The sequence below is a fragment of the Aliivibrio wodanis genome (assembly GCF_052920805.1).
This window is the reverse complement of record NZ_JBREXA010000001.1, coordinates 1418380-1438260: the sequence shown is the minus strand read 5'-3', so window position 1 is coordinate 1438260 and position 19881 is coordinate 1418380. Positions and strand designations below refer to the sequence as shown.

17 protein-coding genes are annotated in these 19881 nt (G+C 38.7%); 6 read left to right on the top strand and 11 right to left on the bottom strand.

Annotated features, from left to right (window positions below):
- Positions 1–4 precede the first annotated feature (4 nt).
- Entirely contained in the window at positions 5–1126 is a 1122-nt protein-coding gene (locus ACU5DF_RS06510; RefSeq protein WP_446711344.1) for an ISAs1 family transposase, read from the bottom strand.
- 135 nt (positions 1127–1261) lie between these two features.
- Between ACU5DF_RS06510 and ACU5DF_RS06505 the strand changes: the two genes are divergently transcribed.
- Positions 1262–2269, top strand: a complete 1008-nt coding sequence (locus tag ACU5DF_RS06505) for an EAL domain-containing protein (RefSeq protein WP_446712256.1) — start codon at positions 1262–1264, stop codon at positions 2267–2269.
- 81 nt (positions 2270–2350) lie between these two features.
- On the opposite strand, the gene ACU5DF_RS06500 is transcribed toward ACU5DF_RS06505, so the two are convergent.
- Together ACU5DF_RS06500 and ACU5DF_RS06495 are read right to left on the bottom strand one after the other, a co-directional pair.
- Complete coding sequence (locus tag ACU5DF_RS06500; protein ID WP_446712255.1) at positions 2351–3043, bottom strand: pirin family protein; 693 nt, start codon at positions 3041–3043, stop codon at positions 2351–2353.
- Positions 3044–3082: 39 nt separating this feature from the next.
- Positions 3083–3535, bottom strand: a complete 453-nt coding sequence (locus ACU5DF_RS06495; protein ID WP_045104315.1) for a DoxX family protein — start codon at positions 3533–3535, stop codon at positions 3083–3085.
- A gap of 208 nt (positions 3536–3743) precedes the next feature.
- On the opposite strand from ACU5DF_RS06495, the gene ACU5DF_RS06490 reads away from it, so the two are divergent.
- Entirely contained in the window at positions 3744–4295 is a 552-nt protein-coding gene (locus ACU5DF_RS06490) for a LysR family transcriptional regulator (RefSeq protein WP_446712254.1), read from the top strand.
- A gap of 7 nt (positions 4296–4302) precedes the next feature.
- Positions 4303–4638 carry a LysR substrate-binding domain-containing protein gene (locus ACU5DF_RS06485; RefSeq protein ID WP_446712489.1) on the top strand — a complete coding sequence of 112 codons (336 nt, stop codon included), beginning with the start codon at positions 4303–4305 and terminating at the stop codon, positions 4636–4638.
- A gap of 44 nt (positions 4639–4682) precedes the next feature.
- Here ACU5DF_RS06485 and ACU5DF_RS06480 read toward each other — a convergent pair whose 3' ends face one another.
- The 6 genes from ACU5DF_RS06480 to ACU5DF_RS06455 all read right to left on the bottom strand — a co-directional run bounded on the left by ACU5DF_RS06480 (position 4683) and on the right by ACU5DF_RS06455 (position 13091).
- The gene (locus ACU5DF_RS06480; RefSeq protein ID WP_446712253.1) at positions 4683–6671 is read right to left on the bottom strand and encodes a GGDEF domain-containing protein; all 1989 of its coding nucleotides are present in this window, start codon (positions 6669–6671) and stop codon (positions 4683–4685) included.
- Positions 6668–7831: a sugar ABC transporter substrate-binding protein gene (locus ACU5DF_RS06475; RefSeq protein WP_446712252.1), complete on the bottom strand. Its 1164-nt coding sequence runs from the start codon at positions 7829–7831 to the stop codon at positions 6668–6670. The genes ACU5DF_RS06480 and ACU5DF_RS06475 overlap by 4 nt, the downstream gene beginning before the upstream one ends.
- 309 nt (positions 7832–8140) lie before the next feature.
- Positions 8141–9616 (bottom strand): methyl-accepting chemotaxis protein, encoded by a 1476-nt coding sequence (locus tag ACU5DF_RS06470; RefSeq protein WP_446712251.1) that lies wholly within the window; start codon positions 9614–9616, stop codon positions 8141–8143.
- A gap of 1 nt (position 9617) precedes the next feature.
- Positions 9618–10469: a transporter substrate-binding domain-containing protein gene (locus ACU5DF_RS06465; RefSeq protein WP_446712250.1), complete on the bottom strand. Its 852-nt coding sequence runs from the start codon at positions 10467–10469 to the stop codon at positions 9618–9620.
- A gap of 158 nt (positions 10470–10627) precedes the next feature.
- Complete coding sequence (locus ACU5DF_RS06460) at positions 10628–11224, bottom strand: response regulator transcription factor (RefSeq protein ID WP_446712249.1); 597 nt, start codon at positions 11222–11224, stop codon at positions 10628–10630.
- A 22-nt stretch (positions 11225–11246) separates the two neighbouring features.
- Complete coding sequence (locus ACU5DF_RS06455; RefSeq protein WP_446712248.1) at positions 11247–13091, bottom strand: sensor histidine kinase; 1845 nt, start codon at positions 13089–13091, stop codon at positions 11247–11249.
- A gap of 190 nt (positions 13092–13281) precedes the next feature.
- Here ACU5DF_RS06455 and dsrO point away from each other — a divergent pair, with 190 nt between their 5' ends.
- The 3 genes from dsrO to ACU5DF_RS06440 are packed head-to-tail and all read left to right on the top strand — an operon-like array spanning position 13282 to position 18257.
- Positions 13282–14058, top strand: coding sequence for a sulfate reduction electron transfer complex DsrMKJOP subunit DsrO (gene dsrO / locus ACU5DF_RS06450; protein WP_446712247.1), 777 nt, complete (start codon positions 13282–13284; stop codon positions 14056–14058).
- Entirely contained in the window at positions 14055–15155 is a 1101-nt protein-coding gene (nrfD, locus tag ACU5DF_RS06445) for an NrfD/PsrC family molybdoenzyme membrane anchor subunit (protein WP_446712246.1), read from the top strand. Before dsrO ends, nrfD begins: the two co-directional genes overlap by 4 nt.
- A gap of 9 nt (positions 15156–15164) precedes the next feature.
- Positions 15165–18257, top strand: coding sequence for a tetrathionate reductase subunit A (locus tag ACU5DF_RS06440; protein ID WP_446712245.1), 3093 nt, complete (start codon positions 15165–15167; stop codon positions 18255–18257).
- 90 nt (positions 18258–18347) lie between these two features.
- On the opposite strand, the gene ACU5DF_RS06435 is transcribed toward ACU5DF_RS06440, so the two are convergent.
- Together ACU5DF_RS06435 and ACU5DF_RS06430 are read right to left on the bottom strand one after the other, a co-directional pair.
- The gene (locus tag ACU5DF_RS06435; RefSeq protein ID WP_446712244.1) at positions 18348–18779 is read right to left on the bottom strand and encodes a GGDEF domain-containing protein; all 432 of its coding nucleotides are present in this window, start codon (positions 18777–18779) and stop codon (positions 18348–18350) included.
- Complete coding sequence (locus tag ACU5DF_RS06430; RefSeq protein WP_446712243.1) at positions 18748–19842, bottom strand: Cache 3/Cache 2 fusion domain-containing protein; 1095 nt, start codon at positions 19840–19842, stop codon at positions 18748–18750. The genes ACU5DF_RS06435 and ACU5DF_RS06430 overlap by 32 nt, the downstream gene beginning before the upstream one ends.
- Positions 19843–19881: the final 39 nt, after the last annotated feature.

Here is a 19881-nt window from a genome sequence, read left to right as displayed (position 1 = left end):
GTGGTTAAATTTTAACCTCTGAGAAAAAACCTGCCGTTAAAACAGATTCAAGCATTGAAGTATTCATCATGCATCGCTTTTGTTTACCCACGATACTCAGTTTTGTGGGCTCAGCTCTGAGCATGTTCAAGCTCATGTGTCGTAAGCAGGAAAGGTTTTCGGCACCATTATCTTTGAATATAGAGCAAGCATCTTCATTCATGCTGACATCGAGTACCCAGTGCATTGATTCGATCCCCCAATGCTCTCTGACCGCCACTGCTGCTTGCTCTGCACTTAATTCTTTTGAGCTAATGTAATAACGATATTCTAGACTGGGCTGTTTTCCTTTAATGGCACGAAAGCTTTCAATCATGATGATACTTTTTAAGCCTTTCCAACGAGAAAAGTTACCTTCTAGAGCTGTACTTGGTAATACATAACTTTGACGTGATTCAATACGGCCATGACCTTGCTCAAGGTTAATGAGTTTGTTTACTGTAGAGCGTTGATTTGAAAATGCTTTTTCAACAGATTTGCGTAGCGAGCCTTGATTGTTTTTTACTGCTAATAAGTAGTCTGCGCCCTTATCTATTATGACTTTGGCTATTGCCGTTTGGCATGCCATGGCATCAATAGTCACTAATGCGCCTTTAATATCAAGCATCTTAATAAGCTCTGGAATAGCTGTTATTTCATTACTTTTTTGCTCTGTTTTTAACTGCCCTAAAACCAATTTGTTTGAAGAGGCGTAAGCACTCACCATATGGATAGTACTTGAGCGGTCGTCTCGATCATAAGAGCCACGAAGTGTCTTGCCATCAATAGCAACGACTTGGCCTTGAGTTAAAGAATGCACTGAAGACATCCAAGAGACGAAGCATTGATGAAATTGCTCTGGTTCAATATTTGAAACAATCCTAGCAATCGTATCATCGACAGGAATGTCATTTAAAAACATACCATTACGTTCAAACCAAGCGTGATGACCAAGAATGTATTCTCTAATATCAAACCAGCCTTTTGCTCCTGCAATAACAGCACACATTGAGCCGAATAGAACTTCAAAAAGGCAATAGGTTACTTTTGCACCTTGTCTTTGGTCTGTTATTTCATGAAAGTGTTCTTTAAAATGGTCAATGTGCATCGAATTCTCCTCGTTAAAGGAGGTATATGATCACAGGTAAATCTGATCGTCAAATCGATCGTTTAATTGATTAAAAAACATTCGTGATCTTGCCCTGGGCTTTTATATGTATTCCCTACCGATAACACATCTAAATTGGATATCAATGCACTTGTAAATTCACTTCATCTATTTAAGTTTAAATGGAAGCATGAGACCTTCAATCTAATCAGCCATAAAATAATTTGTACCAAACTTGATAAGCATGTTGATATAAACCTCACATTATCAAGTCTTTGCACACCATCAGAGACTCATACTCACGGTAGTGATATTAATTGGATTACCATAGATGAAAATGAAGATCATAAACTGAATAAATTAAGCCGCATACAAATGGCATTTAAAGAAAATAAATTTGTTCTCGTGTGTCAGCCCTATCTAAACCTAAATAACTCGACAGCACCTGCATATTTTGAAGTTCTTATTCGTTTATCCCAAGACAAAAAAAGTAAAGCTAATTTAACACCTGCGGAATTTTTTCCATCAATTACTGAATTTGGATTAGAAACAGAACTTGACCGATGGGTAATAAAAGAGACATTTAAAACGTTAAACGAATTTATTTCTCACTGGGATTCACTGGGTCGGTGCTCAATAAATTTAACAGCACAAGCATTAAACACACATTCAATAGCTCCGTTTATTTTAACAGAGGCAAAAAAATATAATATTGACCTAAGTAAAATATGTTTTGAAATAACAGAAAGTAGTGCAATAAACAATGAAGAAGCCGCTTTTACCACTATTCAAAAACTAAGAGAATATGGATGTAAAATTGCGTTAGATGACTTTGGAACAGGGTACGCTAGTTTTGACTATTTACGTCGACTTCCTATTGATATATTGAAAATTGATGGATCTTTTGTTCGTAATATCACACAAAGTAATATTGACAATACGATAGTAAAAGCAATGAGTCAGGTTGCTCAAGGTATGAAGTTAGCTACGGTTGCTGAGTTTGTTGAGTCCGAAGAACATATTCCTCTGCTGCGTGAAGCTGGTATAGATTATGCCCAAGGCTATGCTATCGCTAAACCACTAAGCTTAATCGACTATCTAAAAGAGCATCATTCAAATCTTGACGTTATGGCTAGTAAATAGAAATAATGTCAATTTGTAAAGCAGTTGATTATCAGTAAATAATCGACTGCTTTAGCTAGCTTGGATGCATAATAAAGACAGTTACATAATAAAAACGATAGCCTTAACCTTCTCTGAACTGTTATTGCTAAATAATAATTCTGATTCTTGAGTTATTTTAAGCCCATCACCAGAGTTTAGTTCCGTCTTACCGACCGATAATTCATCATTAATACTTTGTACAAAGACCTTATTACTTAACTCGATAGAAAGTGATTGCTGAGTATTTGGTTCTAAAATAAGTTGTTTTATAACTGCATCTTGTTTAATTAAAAATGAATCTCCACTAGCTGTTGGCGTTGCTATATCTACAAAGCCTTGCTCTTGAGAGAAAGCCTTCTGTTGATAGCTCGGCTTACCATTAAATACATTTGGTTGTAACCATATTTGCAATAAGTGCAATTCTTCATTTGAAGAGGGATTAAACTCACTGTGTTGAACCCCTGCCCCTGCCGACATCAGCTGATATTCACCAGGTACAAGTTTCTCACTTTGTCCCATGCTGTCTTTGTGAGCAATTGCACCTGACAACACAACGGTTAAGATTTCCATATTTTCATGACCATGGGTTGCAAAGCCACCTTCAGGCTTAACTCGATCTTCATTAATCACTCGTAAAGGACCAAAACCCATGTAACTCACATCATAGTAGTGACCAAAGGAGAAGGTATGTTTTGCATTCAACCAGCCAAAATTTGCACTACCACGCTCATTCGCTTTTCTTAATTCAAACATCTTCTTCCCCTTTGTCTACTACCCATAACTAACTGAAAGTTACTTTTGTACAGATAGTCGAGCTGCTAACCAACTATCTACAGCCACTTTACCGCCACCAGATAACATCAAAGAAACACTCGCTGCCAATAGTGCTAAACCAAACTCATAACCACCATTAGACATAAACAATCCATTAGGTAAGTGAACGCTTACAATCGCAATCAACATAGTAAACGCCAATACAAAGGCCGATGGTCGAGTCAATAAACCAAGAATAATAAATAGGCCACCAAAAAACTCAGCACTGCCTGCTAAAAATGCCATTGCAACACCCGGTGCTAGTCCAATAGATTCAAAGAATTGTCCAGTGCCAGCTAAACCATAACCACCAAACCACGCAAATAGTTTTTGAGCACCATGTGCCATGAAGATAATACCAACAGGAATACGAAGTGCTAATGTGTTAAAACCTGCATTTGAAGCTAGTAGTTGCTCAATTTTCTGTTTCATTTTATTTCCTTACCAAAATTCAATGTAAGAGGAGTTCCCTCTGTCGTTGCTAATCAGTATAGATAATCAGTTCATAAAGAAAATTGGAAGTATTTGAGCTTATAGTTCAATTTTTTTGAATATATAAATAGGCATGGTAGGGTAAGAGGTCTAGAATTCATCCTATTCTGTCATATTACAAATCAATACATCTACAATAAGGAATATCATGCAATCACCCATCACGCTTGATGCACTAAGAGCATTAGATGCCATTGATAGAAAAGGCAGTTTTGCAGCTGCAGCTAAGTCCTTATTTAAAGTCCCTTCTGCACTCACTTATACCATTAAAAAGCTCGAAGATGACCTTAATGTAGTTTTGTTTGATCGCTCAAAACAGAAAGCCCAATTGACCTCTGCAGGTAAGTTGATTCTAGAGCAAGGGCGAGAAATATTAATTGCAACTGATAGACTTGAGTCCGCAGTAAAAGAGCTAGATTCGGGATGGGAACGAGAGATCACCATTTCACGAGATACAATAGTTCCATTAAATCCTTTACTTGATACTCTAAATGAGTTCAATAAATTAGAACATGGCACTAGTATCACAATTTCAGAAGAATCTCTGAGTGGTGGTTGGGATGCATTGCACAGTAATCGAGCAGATATTGCCATTGGTGTTTCAGATGACTTACCTAAAGGCGAGTATCAAATCACAGAGATTGGTCGTGTGAACTTTCGTTTTTTCCGTTGCACAACACCATCCACTAGCTCAACTTAAGCGTCCTATCGAAGCAAGTGATTTATTGCAATACCCTTCATTAATAGTCTCTGATTCCTCTATTTTATTACCGACTAGAGACACTGGGTTATTTAAAAGTAAACGTCGTATTCGATTCCAAACCATGCAAGCAAAAATCCAAGCACAACTGGCTGGCGTTGGGGTTGGTTTTTTGCCTAGACATTTAATCCAACCCTATTTAGATTCAAGAGAATTAATCGAGAAAGAGTGTACAGTGGCAAGAGTCAATCCTCCTTTATTTATTGCTTGGCATAAAGATAACAAAGGAAATGCATGTGCATGGTTCACTCAAGCATTAGCGCATAAGAAATGGTTAACATAAATAAATACGCACATACAAAATCACAAAGCTAGCCTAGAAACTACTTATTTTTTCAGGTAATACGCTCTTTTATATTGGTACATTAGCTCATCAGATACACGAAACATATCAATAAGTTCCGTGCTATCTGAGCATGACCAACCAATAGAATAATGCGCTAGATAAGCTTCACCTCTATTATCTAAATACTTCAAATTTTGTTGGTTTTTTTGTAGCTGTTCAAAGAATAGTTCACACTCTTTTGTTGTCGTATTTTTGGCTAATAATGCAAATTCATCACCACCAATACGATAAAACTTCATATTATCAAGTAATAAATTAGAAATATTATTGCCCGTCACTCTAATTAGCTCATCACCTAAATAGTGTCCGTGCTTATCATTGATGGCTTTTAATCCATTCACATCAAAGATAAATAAACCAAAATTCCAATTGACTTCAGAATCTCTAAAGCGCTTTTGGAAGCTCAGTAAATCTTCATTAAATGCTTTTCTGTTTCCACATGATAATAAAGAATCAGTTCTAGCGATATCAGCAAGCTCTAACCAAGAAGAGAGTTGCTTAACAAAAAGCTCAAACACAAGCACTTGCTCTTCAAGCTCAGGGGTTGATACAAAGCGTAAACTTGCTAATAATTTATCTTCACTTGAGTTGATTTGAATACCTAAATGCTCACCTAATGGCGCAAATCGTAGCGCCCACTCAGTGTGAGGGAAAAGTTGAGATAATTGCAGCTCTACAGTATGAGGGACCTCATGAAAATCAAGAGATTTATACTCAGTTCCAAACTCAATAACCGCAGCTAAATTGTTCTTATTTAACTCTTCACGAAATAGCGCATCACGAATTAATGAGGTTTGTTTTTTAACTTGTATTTCAAGCTCTTGATTAAAGTTGGATAGCTTCTCATTATTTAATTCAATTAAACCTTTAGATGCATTCAATTCGGTATTTTTTGACTTCAATTCAAAAAGTTGACTCTGAATTGTTATGCTCATTTTATTTAACACTACAGCCATTCGATCAAATTCAGTAAATTGGTATTTTTTTTCTTTCGGTGATTTATTTAAAGCATAAGCAACTATTGTATCTTGCATTTCAAAAAGCTCTCTAGAGAGCCAACGGCTGATCCCCATAGCAATGAACAATACGGTAATAAATGTCCAACCGATAACACTAAATAGAGCAACTAGTGTTGATTTCATCTCTTTCAAACGAGCAATATCAGAAAATCGATAAGAAATATCTAGTTTTAATGGTGATGAGAAAAATGGATTATTTAAAATAAACAATCGGTCTAATGCATCATTATTGTCTGTAATAATATCATCTCTATCCGTCACCGAACTCCTTATCAAGCTAGAACCAATATGTTGATTAACATTAAAACTTTCATCCTGTAACAGAAAGTGTTGAAAGTGCTTTTCAATAGTATCAAATGAAATTAGTACGACTACATAACCAGAAGCCCGATATCGCCCCGCACCTTCTAAATTATACGCCAACATCGGAGTGATCAAAGCGACACCACGTGAAGACGACATTCCTTTTATTAGATTGGGTTCAGTATAAAACCGAGCTTCAGTTGATCCTTTTTCATAGATTGACTTATCTTTACTAATCTCTTTTAATAACTGACTATTTTCAAAATGATATGGACGGCCATATAGGTCATACAATGGCTCCCAATCATCATTTAATATATAGACACTATTAATCAAATTAGACAACTCACTAAACCGAGTAAGGTTATGCGTAACAACGCTAGAATAAAGAATATTTTCAAGTGCTTGGATATTAAACCTATCACGAGAAAGCCAATTCAAACTCTGCTGAATCCGATCAAATTCAGTTACAATTTCCTGTGCTATTGTCGATACAGCATTTTGAACCTGTTGCTCTTTTTGATCTAATAATGTTTGACCGATACTATTGGTTAAAAAGTGACTAATAAATAGTAATGGGGCTAATGCTGTAAATAATAGTACGTAAGTAAATACTTTACGTAGACTTAAAAATGGGCGAGAAATCATTGCTCCTCCACCTTCTTAGAAAATCGTTCTATTAAGTTTTCGATATATTTCATAGTCTGCTCTTCAGGCATTCCATCTACATGACGTGCGGCCCCCCTTGCTAATGCTTCCCAAATAAAAGACACTCGTAAACTTGTAGGCATCGGTTGGGAAAGAAGGTACTGCTGGTAAACTAAATACATAATATTTTTATCCGGAGATATTGATGCTCGGTTTACTTCAACAGAAGCTGAGATATATTGATGCTCATTAATAAGTAGCGTTAAAAATTCCTTATCTTGAGCCAATTCAATTAACTGTTGGATCATTTCTCTTTTTTCTGGATTTTGATAGCCTGCTTTAGTCATTATCAAAATTTTACCTCCTGATAATGATTTCATTGGTTTACCTTTATAGCTAGGTAAAGAAATAACTCCAAGATCATCACCAAAGACATCAAGTAAATCACTAACAGCCCAATCACCATCAATTAAATATGACGCTTGCCCATCAATAAATCGCTGACGGCTACAGCTGCTATCACAATTTGTACCAATATGGTTAAGGTTGGCAAAATCATAAAATAATCGTAATGCATCGACACTTCTTTCATCATCAAATTTAATCTGATCAAGAGGAATGTCAGGATGAAATAGACTAAAAAATGCCGAGAAATAATACATATTTCTCACACTAAAAGTAATGTGTGTTTTTGTTGGTTCTTGCTCTGATAGTAACTGTAGTTGTTCCCACTGAGTGATTGGTGTTTTGATGTTATTTTTATCATAAAATAACATCAAATGATTACCCAGAAACAGAGGCAAGCCCATATATTCATTGTCAACAATAGCACTTTGTTTTGCAGCATCTTCCAGCTGTTTTATGTTAATCCAGTGTTCTGGAATTGGCTTCAATCCTATAAATTCATGTAGTCCTAAAAAATCAGAAGGTACCCATGCAACATCTGGCATATAATTTTTAGAACGCGAGGCCAGTAACAGCTCCGCCTTCATTTCATCAATAGAAAACTTGCGGACGATTAATTGGTTCCCCGTTCTCGCTTCAAACTCTTGAGCTAATTTAGTATCGACGTTGTCACCAAAAGCACTCCAAAATTCAAGCACTTTTGCTTCAGACATCAGCGGGCTAAGAAACATCATAAATACAAAAAATCTACGCATAATAATTGAATATCTATTGAAATTAATAATAATTAAACAGCATGAAAGTCTGTTATGTCGAAACGATAATTATAACAGATAAAGCTAGAAGCAATGGTGTAGATTCATTAATTGGCAAGAAATTGACGAGAATTTATATAGTAATATTGGTTATTGTGAAGTCATAGAATCAAGTAATACTGAGATTATTCATTGAATCAATTATGCAGGAAAGTAGCTTGAGTGCATGGCTAGTGATTATTGGTATTGATACAGCCCATGAACATGGCATTCACAGGCTGATAATTTATTTATATACTATGTGTTGGGTTAATACTTAAAGCGCTCAATCTGTCCAACCATGGTATTACCTACTTCAATCAAGTTCTCAATCGAATGTTCAAGCTGCTGACTGTCTTGCTCTAATTCATTCGCTCCATTACGTAAATGATTCATATCCGAACTTACATTCGCAGTTACATTCGATTGCTCTTCACAGGCACTTGAAATCACCATAATCATGTCATTAATACTCGTGATTTCCAGGGCTATGTGATCAAGCGCTGATCCAGTTTGCTCTGATTTTTCAATCGTTTCAGACACCATATTTTTACTGGTTTGCGTCGCTTGAAAAGAAGCTTCAGCTTGAGTCTGTAATTTAATAATAATGGTTTCAATCTCTCGCGTAGAGTCATGTGTCTTACTTGCTAGTGCACGAACTTCATCAGCAACCACTGCAAACCCACGACCAGTCTCGCCCGCTCGTGCTGCTTCAATCGCTGCATTTAATGCTAATAAATTCGTTTGCTCTGCAATGCCTTTAATAACATCTAAAACACTACCAATATTATCACTGGTCTCTTTTAAATGTGATACTTCATTTGCAGTATGCTCTAAGTTAGAAACTAACGCGTTGATATTATCAATACTTGCTTTAATTGCGGTGCGGCTTTCAGCAGTAACACTACACGCTTTCGTAGCCTTAATAAGTGTTGATTCAGTGCTATTGGCAATCTCTTGAGTTGCAATATCCAACTGCTCAATATTGGTCACTGATGACGTTGTTAAGTCCATTTGTGTGTTAGTACTTACTAATGTTTTATCTTTAATTCCAGCAACGGTTGAAGAGACGTCTTTAAGCGTCAAGGCTGCCACAGACATATCTTTAATTATCGCTTGAACGGTATAGATAAAACCATTAAAACTGCCTGCAAGTTGCCCAATTTCATCTTCAGATTTCACAGGAATACGAGCCGTTAAGTTACCACCACCACCCGCGATATCTGCTAGTACATCTTTCACTTCGTTCAGTGGTGTTAATACTAATTTTTGTAATAACACGATAATAGATATCGCCATCAATACTGCAAGTAATAACACGGTAAATAAAGTCTGATTGAATGTTTGAACCAAACCGTCGGTTATAGGTTGTGTGGTTAACTCCATTTCAACAGAACCAATTTTTTCTCCATTCCAAACTAAATCAACCAACAGGTTATCATCACTTTTTTTATTAGAAGAAAATTGTGCTAACACTTGATTACGCTGATCAACAACTTTAATTGCCGTGATTACCGGATCTTTTTTGAATGATTCTATAATAGCTTGCGACACCGTACTATCATACACAAATACAGGTTCTTGTAAGATAACGTGCATTTGCTCTTTAAGCTCTGCCTTATGAGAGTCATATTCTGCTGTAAGTAGCGTATTATTTCGATACTGTATTGTTGCGGTCACTAATGAGGCGATGATCACCATCACAATGATTAATGAAGTTAAAATTTTAGCGGTAATTGTTTTCATTTTATTGCCCTGAAATTGGATCAAACCAATATAAAGAAGGAATTGATTTGGTACTTTCTGTTAAATCTGGATTCTTTAAATCAAAAATAACGCGATCGGATAACCCACCAAGAGTCATTGCTTCACGTACTTCGTGGTCAGCAAAGAAAATAGTTTGGAAAGTACCATCGTTATACATTTCAGTGAATATTTGACTAATATGCTCTGCTAGTTCTGAATTAGATTTTTTGGTAAAGAGGTAATAAGGCATCTTGTAACGCAGCATCACGTTAGTATCAACCACCAAATTATATTGAGACTGGGTTTTCACTTCACGGAAAGGTTCAAACACACCACGTGGAAAGTAATCACAGCGATCGCCCTCTAGCATCGGGAACATATTTGGGTACTTTAAACTTTTAGCAACCGTCAAACCATTCGCTTCAAGAATAGTGGTATCTGGCCATGCTTTGCCCTGACAAGGTACATATTGAACAAATTGAGACCACGTGTTTACATTGTTAAACATGGATGATTTATTACGTTCGACAATAGGTAAACGCATCCCTAATAAACCACGATAAATAGGAAAATAAATCGCTTTCATCTCTTGTTCAAACTGGCTTGTCGTTCCTGACCATGCGATATCAATATGGCCAAGATCTAAGTCGGCAGTCATTTTAGTAATTGGTGGGTCACCCGCGTCACCATAATAAAAATGCACATTGTCATAAATATCACTGCGGCTAACCATTTCTTTAACTAAGGTAATCGCTAACTTATCATCGCTAGGTTTTCCTGGAATATTGAGGGTTTTCGCGTTGGCACACACACTAAAAACACTGAGGCTTATCGCGAAAAAATAATTACGCATGTTATCTCAAATTCGAATTAATAATGTACACCATTCTATTACTTTTATTATCAATAATCTATTTTATATTATGTTACTCACTAATATAAACGACTCTATACCTTAGAAGAACACATGAATAAAATAGCCAATCAATTGAAGTGATTTCAACGACTCTCTTATTTTATCTTTGCAAAACTCATGACAAGATCAGCCACGGTTTTTGCTTGGCATTTTTTCATTAAACTCGAACGATGCACTTCAATAGTGCGCACTGCAACACATAATTCATCGGCAATCTGTTGATTACGTTTACCTTTTACTATGAGCTGTAAAATCTCTCTCTCTCTTTCTGTTAGAGAGTCAAACATACTTTTATTTTCTTGGTACTCATGTCGACCTAGAGAATGCGTCATTGCTTTGTGAATAGCGACAGCCAGTTGCTCACCATCAACGGGTTTTTGAAAGAAATCCACCGCGCCTAATTTTAGGGCATCCACCGCCATTGGTACGTCACCGTGCCCAGTTAAAAATATCACGGATAGTGGACTTTGTTGTTGATTAAGAATGGCATGCACTTCTTGACCACGAAGGATTGGCATTCGACTATCCAGCACCACACAGCCGGGAGTCATCAGATCTACTTGGTCAATAAACACCTGCCCATCATCAAAGGTAGTTACCTTAAAATCATGCCCTTCAAGCATAAAAGCCAATGAGTCACGTACCGATTCATCATCGTCCACCACATACACGGGTAACTTTAATTCAGACATTCGATTTCCTTATCCAAAACCATTATTTTTCAATCTCTTTTTTATCGACCGACAGTTTACTTAATCGTGGCAATATTACTGTGACACAACACCCTTGCGGTGAGGCCGGTTCTAATAAAAATTGCCCTTGATGCGCTTCAATTACATCACGACAAATCGCAAGCCCTAGTCCTAACCCGTTCTCTTTGGTAGTAAAGAATGCTTTAGATAACAACTCGCTATCATCTTCAAGCCCGATACCATTATCTTGTACTTTAATCACGACGTTGCTGTCATCACAGTGTGTTTCAATATGAATTTGATGTGTGACATTGTTGTCTTGTTCTTCGCGCTGTATACAGGCATCTGCTGCATTATTAAAAACATTCAGCAGCACCTGTTGTATTCCTACCGCATCTCCCCACAAAAGACACGCTTCAGCTGCGTTGTCTCGTGTAAGGTGTATCTGTTTCTTTTGGAAATCGTAGTCTAATAACACTAAGGTATCGCTAATGATGCCGTTAATATCACATTCCGCTTTGGCTATTTGGCGCTTATTAATCAGTTTACGTAACCGCTGTACAATACTATCGGCACGAATTACCTGCTGCTCTATTTTCTCTAAAATGGGAATTAACTCTTGTGCTGGTAATCCTTTTCTGAGACGTAACAATCCTCCTTGGCTATAATTACGGATGGCGGCTAATGGTTGATTAATTTCATGCGCCAAACTGCTTCCTAGCTCTCCCACAATACTGACTCGCTGAGCATGTTCTAGCATAGAGTTCTTCTCTTTCAAGCTATGCAGCGTACTTTCTAACTCTCGTTTACTGCGGCTGAATCGGTACTCCAGTAGAAAATGATAACCATTAAGCGCAATCACTAATATAAATAACATCCAACCCCATTGCTGATTCTGCTTTAGCCACGATACGGCTTCTTGCCACCACGGTTTTTGCAATGGGTGCATATCCAAACCACGGTATAATTGGTCTACCGACAATGGACTGATTGGCGTTGTCCACCCAAGAGAATTAGCAGCTATCGCGGCGGCATTATCTTGAGGTAATGCGAGCAAAGACCGTGCGATTTTTTTCGCTAATTCTTCATTGCCACTGCCCACCTTAGCAAACGACCAATTTGGATAGAGCGGCGTTGAAGCTACACACGCAAACCCTTGTGGTGCGATGTTATTTATCGCTCTAAATTCATTTTTATCGATCAAGCCTTCTTGCGACATTTTCTCTAATAAACAGACAGGAACAATTGCCCCATCAATGTGTTTATCTCGTAATTGATAAATCTGTGCATCTAAAGGAAAGCCTAAAAACTGAATATCAGAAAAATAGCGTTCTTGATTTATCCCTAATTTGGCCACTTCAAATCGCATGGTTAAGTACCCACCAAACGCATTTTGATTAACGGCTGATAATGACTGACCACTCAAGGATTCAATCGTTGTAAAACTGGAATCGTTTCTTACTATTAGTGCAGAACCAATTGCATGAGTAGTGCTGCTTTCTCTATTTCCATTGGCTTTATTTAACGTTGCTAACCAAGAAAGAGGAAATTGCCTTCCTAATCGAACTGCTTGTCCTGGATTGGTAATAACAAAATCAACCGTTTGATAAGTCACCGCTTTTTCCATTTGATTAAGAGTAAATGGCAATAAAACAAATTGAGTATCCGGAATATGTTGCGAGAGCCACATCATTGTGGGCTGCCAACGTAGATCCGCTTCGTTGCTGCCTCTCGTTGCCAGTACGCCCACTTTAATCACATTTGGTTGAGCGTAAGATAATGAAGAGATAAGACAAAACATTACACCAGCTAACAGAGGGTAAATACGTCGATTTTTTGTTTGCCAATTGTATCTGCTTTCACTCATTACTTACTCTCAATTCATTGATGTTCTTTTTTAGGATATCAATATCTCTTCATTTCCCAAGCTTTTTCTTGTTTTAGATCAACTCACCTTACGCTATGTGGAAAACCACAATAGGCGACACTGACTTAATTCTTAATAATCCGTTCATATTATGAAATGCACTCTTAACTCCTAACCAAAAAGGTGTTTTATGGACAATACCAAACGTCGATTTCTCAGTCGTCTTGGCACCCTTACCGCAGGCGCTGCGATTATTCCTGTCGCTGGCGCAGGCACATTATCAGCCAATACCATTATCCGTAACAATAACCAACCAGACCGCAAAGGCATGGTGGGTAAACGTTACGCGATGGTTGTTGATTTACGAAAATGTGTAGGCTGCCAAGCCTGTACCGTGGGTTGTTCCATCGAAAACCAAGCGCCTATTGGGCAGTTTAGAACAACCGTAAAACAGTATGAAGTCACGCTAGATAATGGCGATACTGAAGTTCAAAACGTCAAATCATTCATGTTACCGCGCTTGTGTAACCACTGTGAAAATCCTCCTTGTGTCAAAGTCTGCCCAGTTCAAGCCACATTCCAACGTGAAGATGGCATTGTCATGGTTGATAACGAACGCTGCGTAGCCTGTGCCTATTGTGTTCAAGCTTGCCCTTACGACGCTCGCTTTATTAATGAAGAAACCTTAACCGCTGATAAATGCACCTTCTGTGCTCACCGTTTAGAAAAAGGCTTATTGCCCGCTTGTGTTGAAACCTGTGTAGGTGGCGCGCGCGTGATTGGTGACTTAAACGATCCAAGCAGTGAAATTGTGCGCTTAATGGCAGAAAACCAAGCCGACATTAAAGTACTAAAACCGGAAGAAGAAACACAACCTCACGTGTTCTATATCGGTATGGACGAGCGCTTTACCTCTCACATTGAGGGCAAGGCGGCGATTTACGATCCAAAAGGAGATAACGCATGAACATCACTGAAGTTTTAGTTCAACCACAAGCAACCGCGTGGCTTCCGTGGGCCGTGCAATATTTCTTATACATTGGCTCTGCTTACGCCGCTGCTATTTTGTTTTTACTGAGTTTGGTATTTCAACAATTCACAAGCCATAAAATGCGATCTGCATTGGTATTAACCCTGGCGATTGGTGCGATTGTTGGTCCATTAGCGTTAACCGGTGATTTGCATCAACCTGGCCGTGCTTGGCATTTCTTCTTCCATATTACGCCTTGGTCTTGGATGTCTCTTGGTTCACTTTTCTTGCCTCTGTTCTCTGCATTAGCGGTAGCCACTGCATGGTTGTATTTGCGCGATGATATTGCTGAGCTAAAAAACAGCACTAATCCCATAGCAAAACTCGTTGGTTTACTGACCTTAGGCGATTGGAAAATAACTCATACACAAATGATCATCGTCGCAGCCATCACGACCTTATCAGGGCTGAGTATTGCTCTTTATACTGGCGCTGAAATTGCCATCATTGAGAGTCGTCCATTATGGAATCAAGCCGCCTCTCCTATTCTTTGGTTTGTGACTGCTTTTCTGGGTGCCATTGGTTTTAGTACATTATTGCTATTTTTATTTCCCTCAAACCCTATAAACAGCCATTCAATGAGTGAAGGCGATGCATCGCTTATCAAACGCACATTAGTATTGAGCTCTGTACTTTCTCTTATTTTAGTACCGTTATGGGCTTCAAATAATCCGACTTTTTCTCTATATGAAAATCACGCATGGATTACTCGATTAGGCTTGTTATCTCTTGGCTTTATTGCTTGTTTTGTTATTGCTCAAATCTTAAAAAAACTTAATCGAATCAACTTTATAATCATTACCACAACGACTCTATTTACGAGCTTCTATTTGCGTTGGGTGACCATGATGGACGTACAAACCATTCCAAAGTTTGATGTTGGCGCTTATCCATACGAACTACCAATGGGAGGCGCAGGTTTACTTGGCATCTTAGGAATGTTTGGCTTATGGATGGCACTCGCGTTAGCTGCATCCGAAATCGTAAATACTCAAAAATCATCAACTTCAGCCACAACACACACAACAAAGTAGGATTTAATTATGGATAACAAACGTCGTCAGTTTTTAAAATCAGGCCTTGCTGTGGGGGGTGTAGGCGCTTTTGCAGCAGGGTATGCCACCACAGGCACACACATGGCGCACGGTGTCATTGATGGAACCGCTGGTAAGAAAACCAATCATATTCATCATGGTAATTCATTAGAGCCAGAATACACGGTCACGGAAAACGGCAAGTTGATTGCAAATCCAAAGCAGCGTGTAGCACCCTCTATGTGTTTTGGCTGTTGGACACTTTGTGGCCTGCGAGTTCGTATTGACAATGACAGCGATAAGATCTTACGTATCTCTGGCAATCCGTACCATCCGTTATCACACGAGCAGCAAATCCCATTCAATACGTCAGTAAAAGACGCGTACATTGGCATGGCAGGTGAAGCAGGATTAGCCGGGCGCTCAACAGCCTGTGCTCGCGGTAACGGCATGATGGAGATCCGTAATAGCCCATATCGTATTACTCAGCCATTAAAACGTGTGGGTAACCGTGGTGAAGGAAAATGGGTTCCTATCAGCTATGAGCAACTCCTCAAAGAAGTGGTTGAAGGCGGCGACCTGTTTGGTGAAGGTCACGTTGAAGGCTTACGTGAGATCCGTGATATTAAAACACCACTAGACCCAAATAACCCTGAATATGGTCCAAAATCAAACCAACTGTTAGTCACTAATGCCGGTAACGAAGGTCGTGATGATATTTTAAAACGCTTTGCTTTTAACAGTTATGGCACACGTAACTTTGGTCATCATGGTTCGTATTGTGGTTATGCATTCCGTGCAGGCTCAGGGGCTTTAATGAGTGATCTCAATAAATTTGCTCACGTTAAACCGGATTTAGAGCACACCGAATTTGCGATATTTATTGGTATGTCTCCTGCTCAAGCCGGTAATCCATTTAAGCGTCAAGCTCGCCAATTAGCGGCAGCTCGTACTCGTGGTAATTTTGAATACACCATTATTACACCAAGTTTACCCGCTGGTTCATCAAGCCTAGCCGCAGGTGACAATAACCGTTGGATGCCAATTAACTCAGGGACGGATTCAGCCTTAGTTTTGGGTATGATCCAATGGATCATCACTAACGAGCGTTATAATAAAACCTTCTTAGCGCAACCAAGTGCGAATGCGATGAAAAGTGCAGGCACAGCTCATTGGTGTAACGCCACTCACCTTGTTATCAGTGATGAAAACCATCCGAGAAACGGTGCATTCTTACGTGCGTCTGAAATGGGCCTTCCTTTTGAAGGTAAAGCGCTGTCTGAGAGTGATCCTTATGTCATTATTGATGCACAAAGTAATGAGCCATCACTTAATACGCAAAACCAACCTGCGAAGTTATTTGTTAGCCAACAATTAGAGACTATTAATGGCACTGTCACCGTCAAATCTTCTCTGCAACGCCTAAAAGAAGAAGCCTTTAAATATGACTTGGCTTTCTACAGTGAGCAATGTGGTATTTCACAAGACGATATTATTGCTCTCGCGACTAAATTTACCAGTCATGGTACCAAAGCGGTGGTAGATACCCATGGCGGTAACATGCACAGTAATGGTTTCTATAATTCATTCTCTATTTTAATGCTTAACGCCCTTATCGGTAATATCAACCTAAAAGGCGGCACGATGGCAAAAGCCGGTGGTTACCCTACTTCCGCAGCAGGCCCTCGTTATAATTTTGCTAAATTCAAAGGCAAAGTAAAACCAAAAGGCGTATTTTTATCTCGCAGTAAATTCCCTTATGAAAAAACCAGTGAATACAAACGAAAAATAGCGGCAGGCCAATCGCCTTATCCAACTCGCTCACCTTGGTACCCTATCTCAGCGCCATTACTGACAGAGCATTTATCAGCGGCGATTGATGGCTACCCGTACCGTGCTAAAGCATGGATCAACCATATGGCGAATCCTCTTTATGGCGTTCCAGGACTCGACAATTTACTGGGTGATAAACTGAAAGATCCAAAACAGCTCGGATTAATTGTCTCTGTCGATGCCTTTATTAACGAAACAACTGCGCTATCTGATTACCTAGTACCAGATACAGTGACTTATGAAAGTTGGGGAATGGCAACACCGTGGCATGGCGTACCAACCAAAGCTGTGACGGCGCGTTGGCCGATTGTTGAACCATTAACTGAAAAAACCGCTGATGGCCGATCGATTAACCTAGAAAACTTCTTTATCGATATTGCAAAATCAATGGATCTTGGCGGCTTTGGTGACAATGCAATGCCAGATACCAAAGGCAACTGGCACTCAATTCACTCAGCAGAAGACTTCTATTTACGCTCAGCGGCAAACTTAGCTTATGCAGCGAATGGCGCACCAACAGCCACGGCGGAAGACATTGTTCTTTCAGGATTAGAGCGCCTAGTCCCTGATATGCAGCGAGTATTAACGCAAGAAGAGTTTGGCAAAGTCGCTTATATTTTTGCTCGTGGCGGTCGATTTGAAGATGCTACAGAAGCCTACAAAGATGATGAGATGAAGCATAAATGGAAAAAACCGCTCTCTATTTGGAATGAGAAGGTAGGAACGTCTCGCAATACCATGACAGGAGAGCAATATGTAGGGTGTCCAACTTGGTATCCACAAAAACTCGCTGATGGTACACCGTTAAGTGATAAATACCCAAAATCAGAATGGCCATTTACGTTAACTAACTTTAAATCAAACATTCACAGTGCGGTGTCTAATCTATCTCCTCGCTTGAATTCGATTAAAGGCGTAAACCCTGTTTATATTCATCCGACAGACGCACAAAAAATGGGAATAAAAACAGGAGACCTATTTACCATCACAACACCAAGCAGCTCAACCAAAGCGTTAGCTATGCTGGTTGATGGTATCCAAATAGGAACCCTTGGCTTTGAACATGGCTTTGGTCATAAAGAGCTTGGAGAACGTGCTCACTGGATTGGTGATGCTCAGCAACCCGTTAAAATGAAATCAAACGATGGCGTAAATATTAATGACATTGGTTTGATAGATCCAACCCGTGAAGGCAAAGGTGTCTTACTTGATTGGGTGGTTGGCGCAGCAGCAAGACAAGCGCTACCAGCGAAGATTACTTTAGCTTAATACCTTACCGCTTAAAAAAACAAGGCTGGTGTATATTGCACCAGCCTTTTACTGTACATCACTGTAGTAACGATTCAAGTTAAACAAACATTAACCGACTTTACGGATCACCTCAGGCCAATGATCCACAACCTGATTTCTTCCATTACCTTTCGCTTCATAAAGTGCGGTATCTGCATAAATAATTGACTGCTCTAGTGTCAGACTATTAACAGAAGTATGGACACCAATGCTGACTGTCACTTTTCGACAAAGCCCTTTAATCGCTTCAATGTCCAATCGAATACGATTCGCTATTTTTAGCGCTTCATGATGATCAACATCCGTTAATAAGATAATAAATTCTTCGCCACCATATCTTGCACATAGAGAGTGCTCTCCTTCATGTTTTTCAATGGTTTTAGCAACAGCTTTAATCACTATATCGCCTTGCTGGTGACCAAAGGTATCATTAACACTTTTAAAGAAATCAATATCTAACAACAAGGTACTAAAAAGAAGTTTTTTGAAGATTACACACATCAACTCGCTCTACTGCCATCTCCATAAAACTACGGCGATTACGTAAACCCGTTAAATAATCTCGTTTCAGAACACTTGTTAATTGTCGGTGTCTCATGTTCAATAATAAAACCAACATTAAGATAATTGAACATAATGCAGAAATAGTCACGAGCGCAGCTTCAAATAAACTATCACTATGAAAAAGTAATTCATCTCTTTCTATGCCCGAGACGATAACCCAGTCAAGATATGGATAATAACGATATTGAACATCTTTAATTACCGCTGAGTTATCTTCAAATGGCTTAATCCGCTTCCCACCAGCATCAGGTTGCAGTCGATAAGTAAATGACCCTTCTGGATCGGCTTTTACTCGTTCAAGAAACTCAGGAGTTGATAGTCCAATCAGATACTCAATGTTAACCCCCTCTCTACTTGGATGAAGCAATAACTTGCCTTTTCCATTAACAATGAATAAATATCCACTTTCCCCAAGCTGATACTTATTAAGTTTAGAGATTAATTCTGACTGATTGATCAAATGCAGCAATTCACTTTTATAAGCTGAAATCCCAATCACTTCACCTGAATCTAACCGTAAAGAGTAAACAATTTTATCTTTGGCCTTATCATCCTCAGGGTTCTTCCATTGATACTCAATTAACGCCTCAGGCTTAGCAAGTTGCTCTTGAATGTGAGGAAACTCGTTCAAATTCGTCCCAGCGATATAAGGGTGATAAAGGAGTTTTCCATTGCGATCCATTAAATAAATATAGCCCTGAAAACCAATACGATGTAGCTCAACAACTTGAGTGAAAATTGTTTTTTGGTAATCATCCCCACCTAGAATTAAATTCTTTTTGGTGATCTCTGCAATGCCTTTTAGATAATGTTTTATCGATTCATGAAGAGTGAGATCGATAATGTCATAACGAGAATCGACTGACATCCTAAAATAGCTTTTAGTAATGCTTTCAAAAGACTCTTCAATTTTCTTATACCTATCAATCGTTAATATTATTGAGACGAAGGTAATAAGAACACTGCAAGGAATAGCATATTTATTAATATATTTTCGCATTAGTTAGTTTACAGTCCATTGTACAATAAGATAATACTA

Bases quoted from the DNA above. Each gene is read 5' to 3' on its own strand.
- ACU5DF_RS06510 (WP_446711344.1), bottom strand. From the start codon at position 1,126: ATGCACATTGACCATTTTAAAGAACACTTTCATGAAATAACAGACCAA.
- ACU5DF_RS06500 (WP_446712255.1), bottom strand. From the start codon at position 3,043: ATGTTTGAATTAAGAAAAGCGAATGAGCGTGGTAGTGCAAATTTTGGC.
- ACU5DF_RS06495 (WP_045104315.1), bottom strand. From the start codon at position 3,535: ATGAAACAGAAAATTGAGCAACTACTAGCTTCAAATGCAGGTTTTAAC.
- ACU5DF_RS06490 (WP_446712254.1), top strand. From the start codon at position 3,744: ATGCAATCACCCATCACGCTTGATGCACTAAGAGCATTAGATGCCATT.
- ACU5DF_RS06480 (WP_446712253.1), bottom strand. From the start codon at position 6,671: ATGATTTCTCGCCCATTTTTAAGTCTACGTAAAGTATTTACTTACGTA.
- ACU5DF_RS06475 (WP_446712252.1), bottom strand. From the start codon at position 7,831: ATGCGTAGATTTTTTGTATTTATGATGTTTCTTAGCCCGCTGATGTCT.
- ACU5DF_RS06470 (WP_446712251.1), bottom strand. From the start codon at position 9,616: ATGAAAACAATTACCGCTAAAATTTTAACTTCATTAATCATTGTGATG.
- ACU5DF_RS06465 (WP_446712250.1), bottom strand. From the start codon at position 10,469: ATGCGTAATTATTTTTTCGCGATAAGCCTCAGTGTTTTTAGTGTGTGT.
- ACU5DF_RS06460 (WP_446712249.1), bottom strand. From the start codon at position 11,224: ATGTCTGAATTAAAGTTACCCGTGTATGTGGTGGACGATGATGAATCG.
- ACU5DF_RS06455 (WP_446712248.1), bottom strand. From the start codon at position 13,091: ATGAGTGAAAGCAGATACAATTGGCAAACAAAAAATCGACGTATTTAC.
- dsrO (WP_446712247.1), top strand. From the start codon at position 13,282: ATGGACAATACCAAACGTCGATTTCTCAGTCGTCTTGGCACCCTTACC.
- nrfD (WP_446712246.1), top strand. From the start codon at position 14,055: ATGAACATCACTGAAGTTTTAGTTCAACCACAAGCAACCGCGTGGCTT.
- ACU5DF_RS06440 (WP_446712245.1), top strand. From the start codon at position 15,165: ATGGATAACAAACGTCGTCAGTTTTTAAAATCAGGCCTTGCTGTGGGG.
- ACU5DF_RS06435 (WP_446712244.1), bottom strand. From the start codon at position 18,779: ATGTGTGTAATCTTCAAAAAACTTCTTTTTAGTACCTTGTTGTTAGAT.
- ACU5DF_RS06430 (WP_446712243.1), bottom strand. From the start codon at position 19,842: ATGCGAAAATATATTAATAAATATGCTATTCCTTGCAGTGTTCTTATT.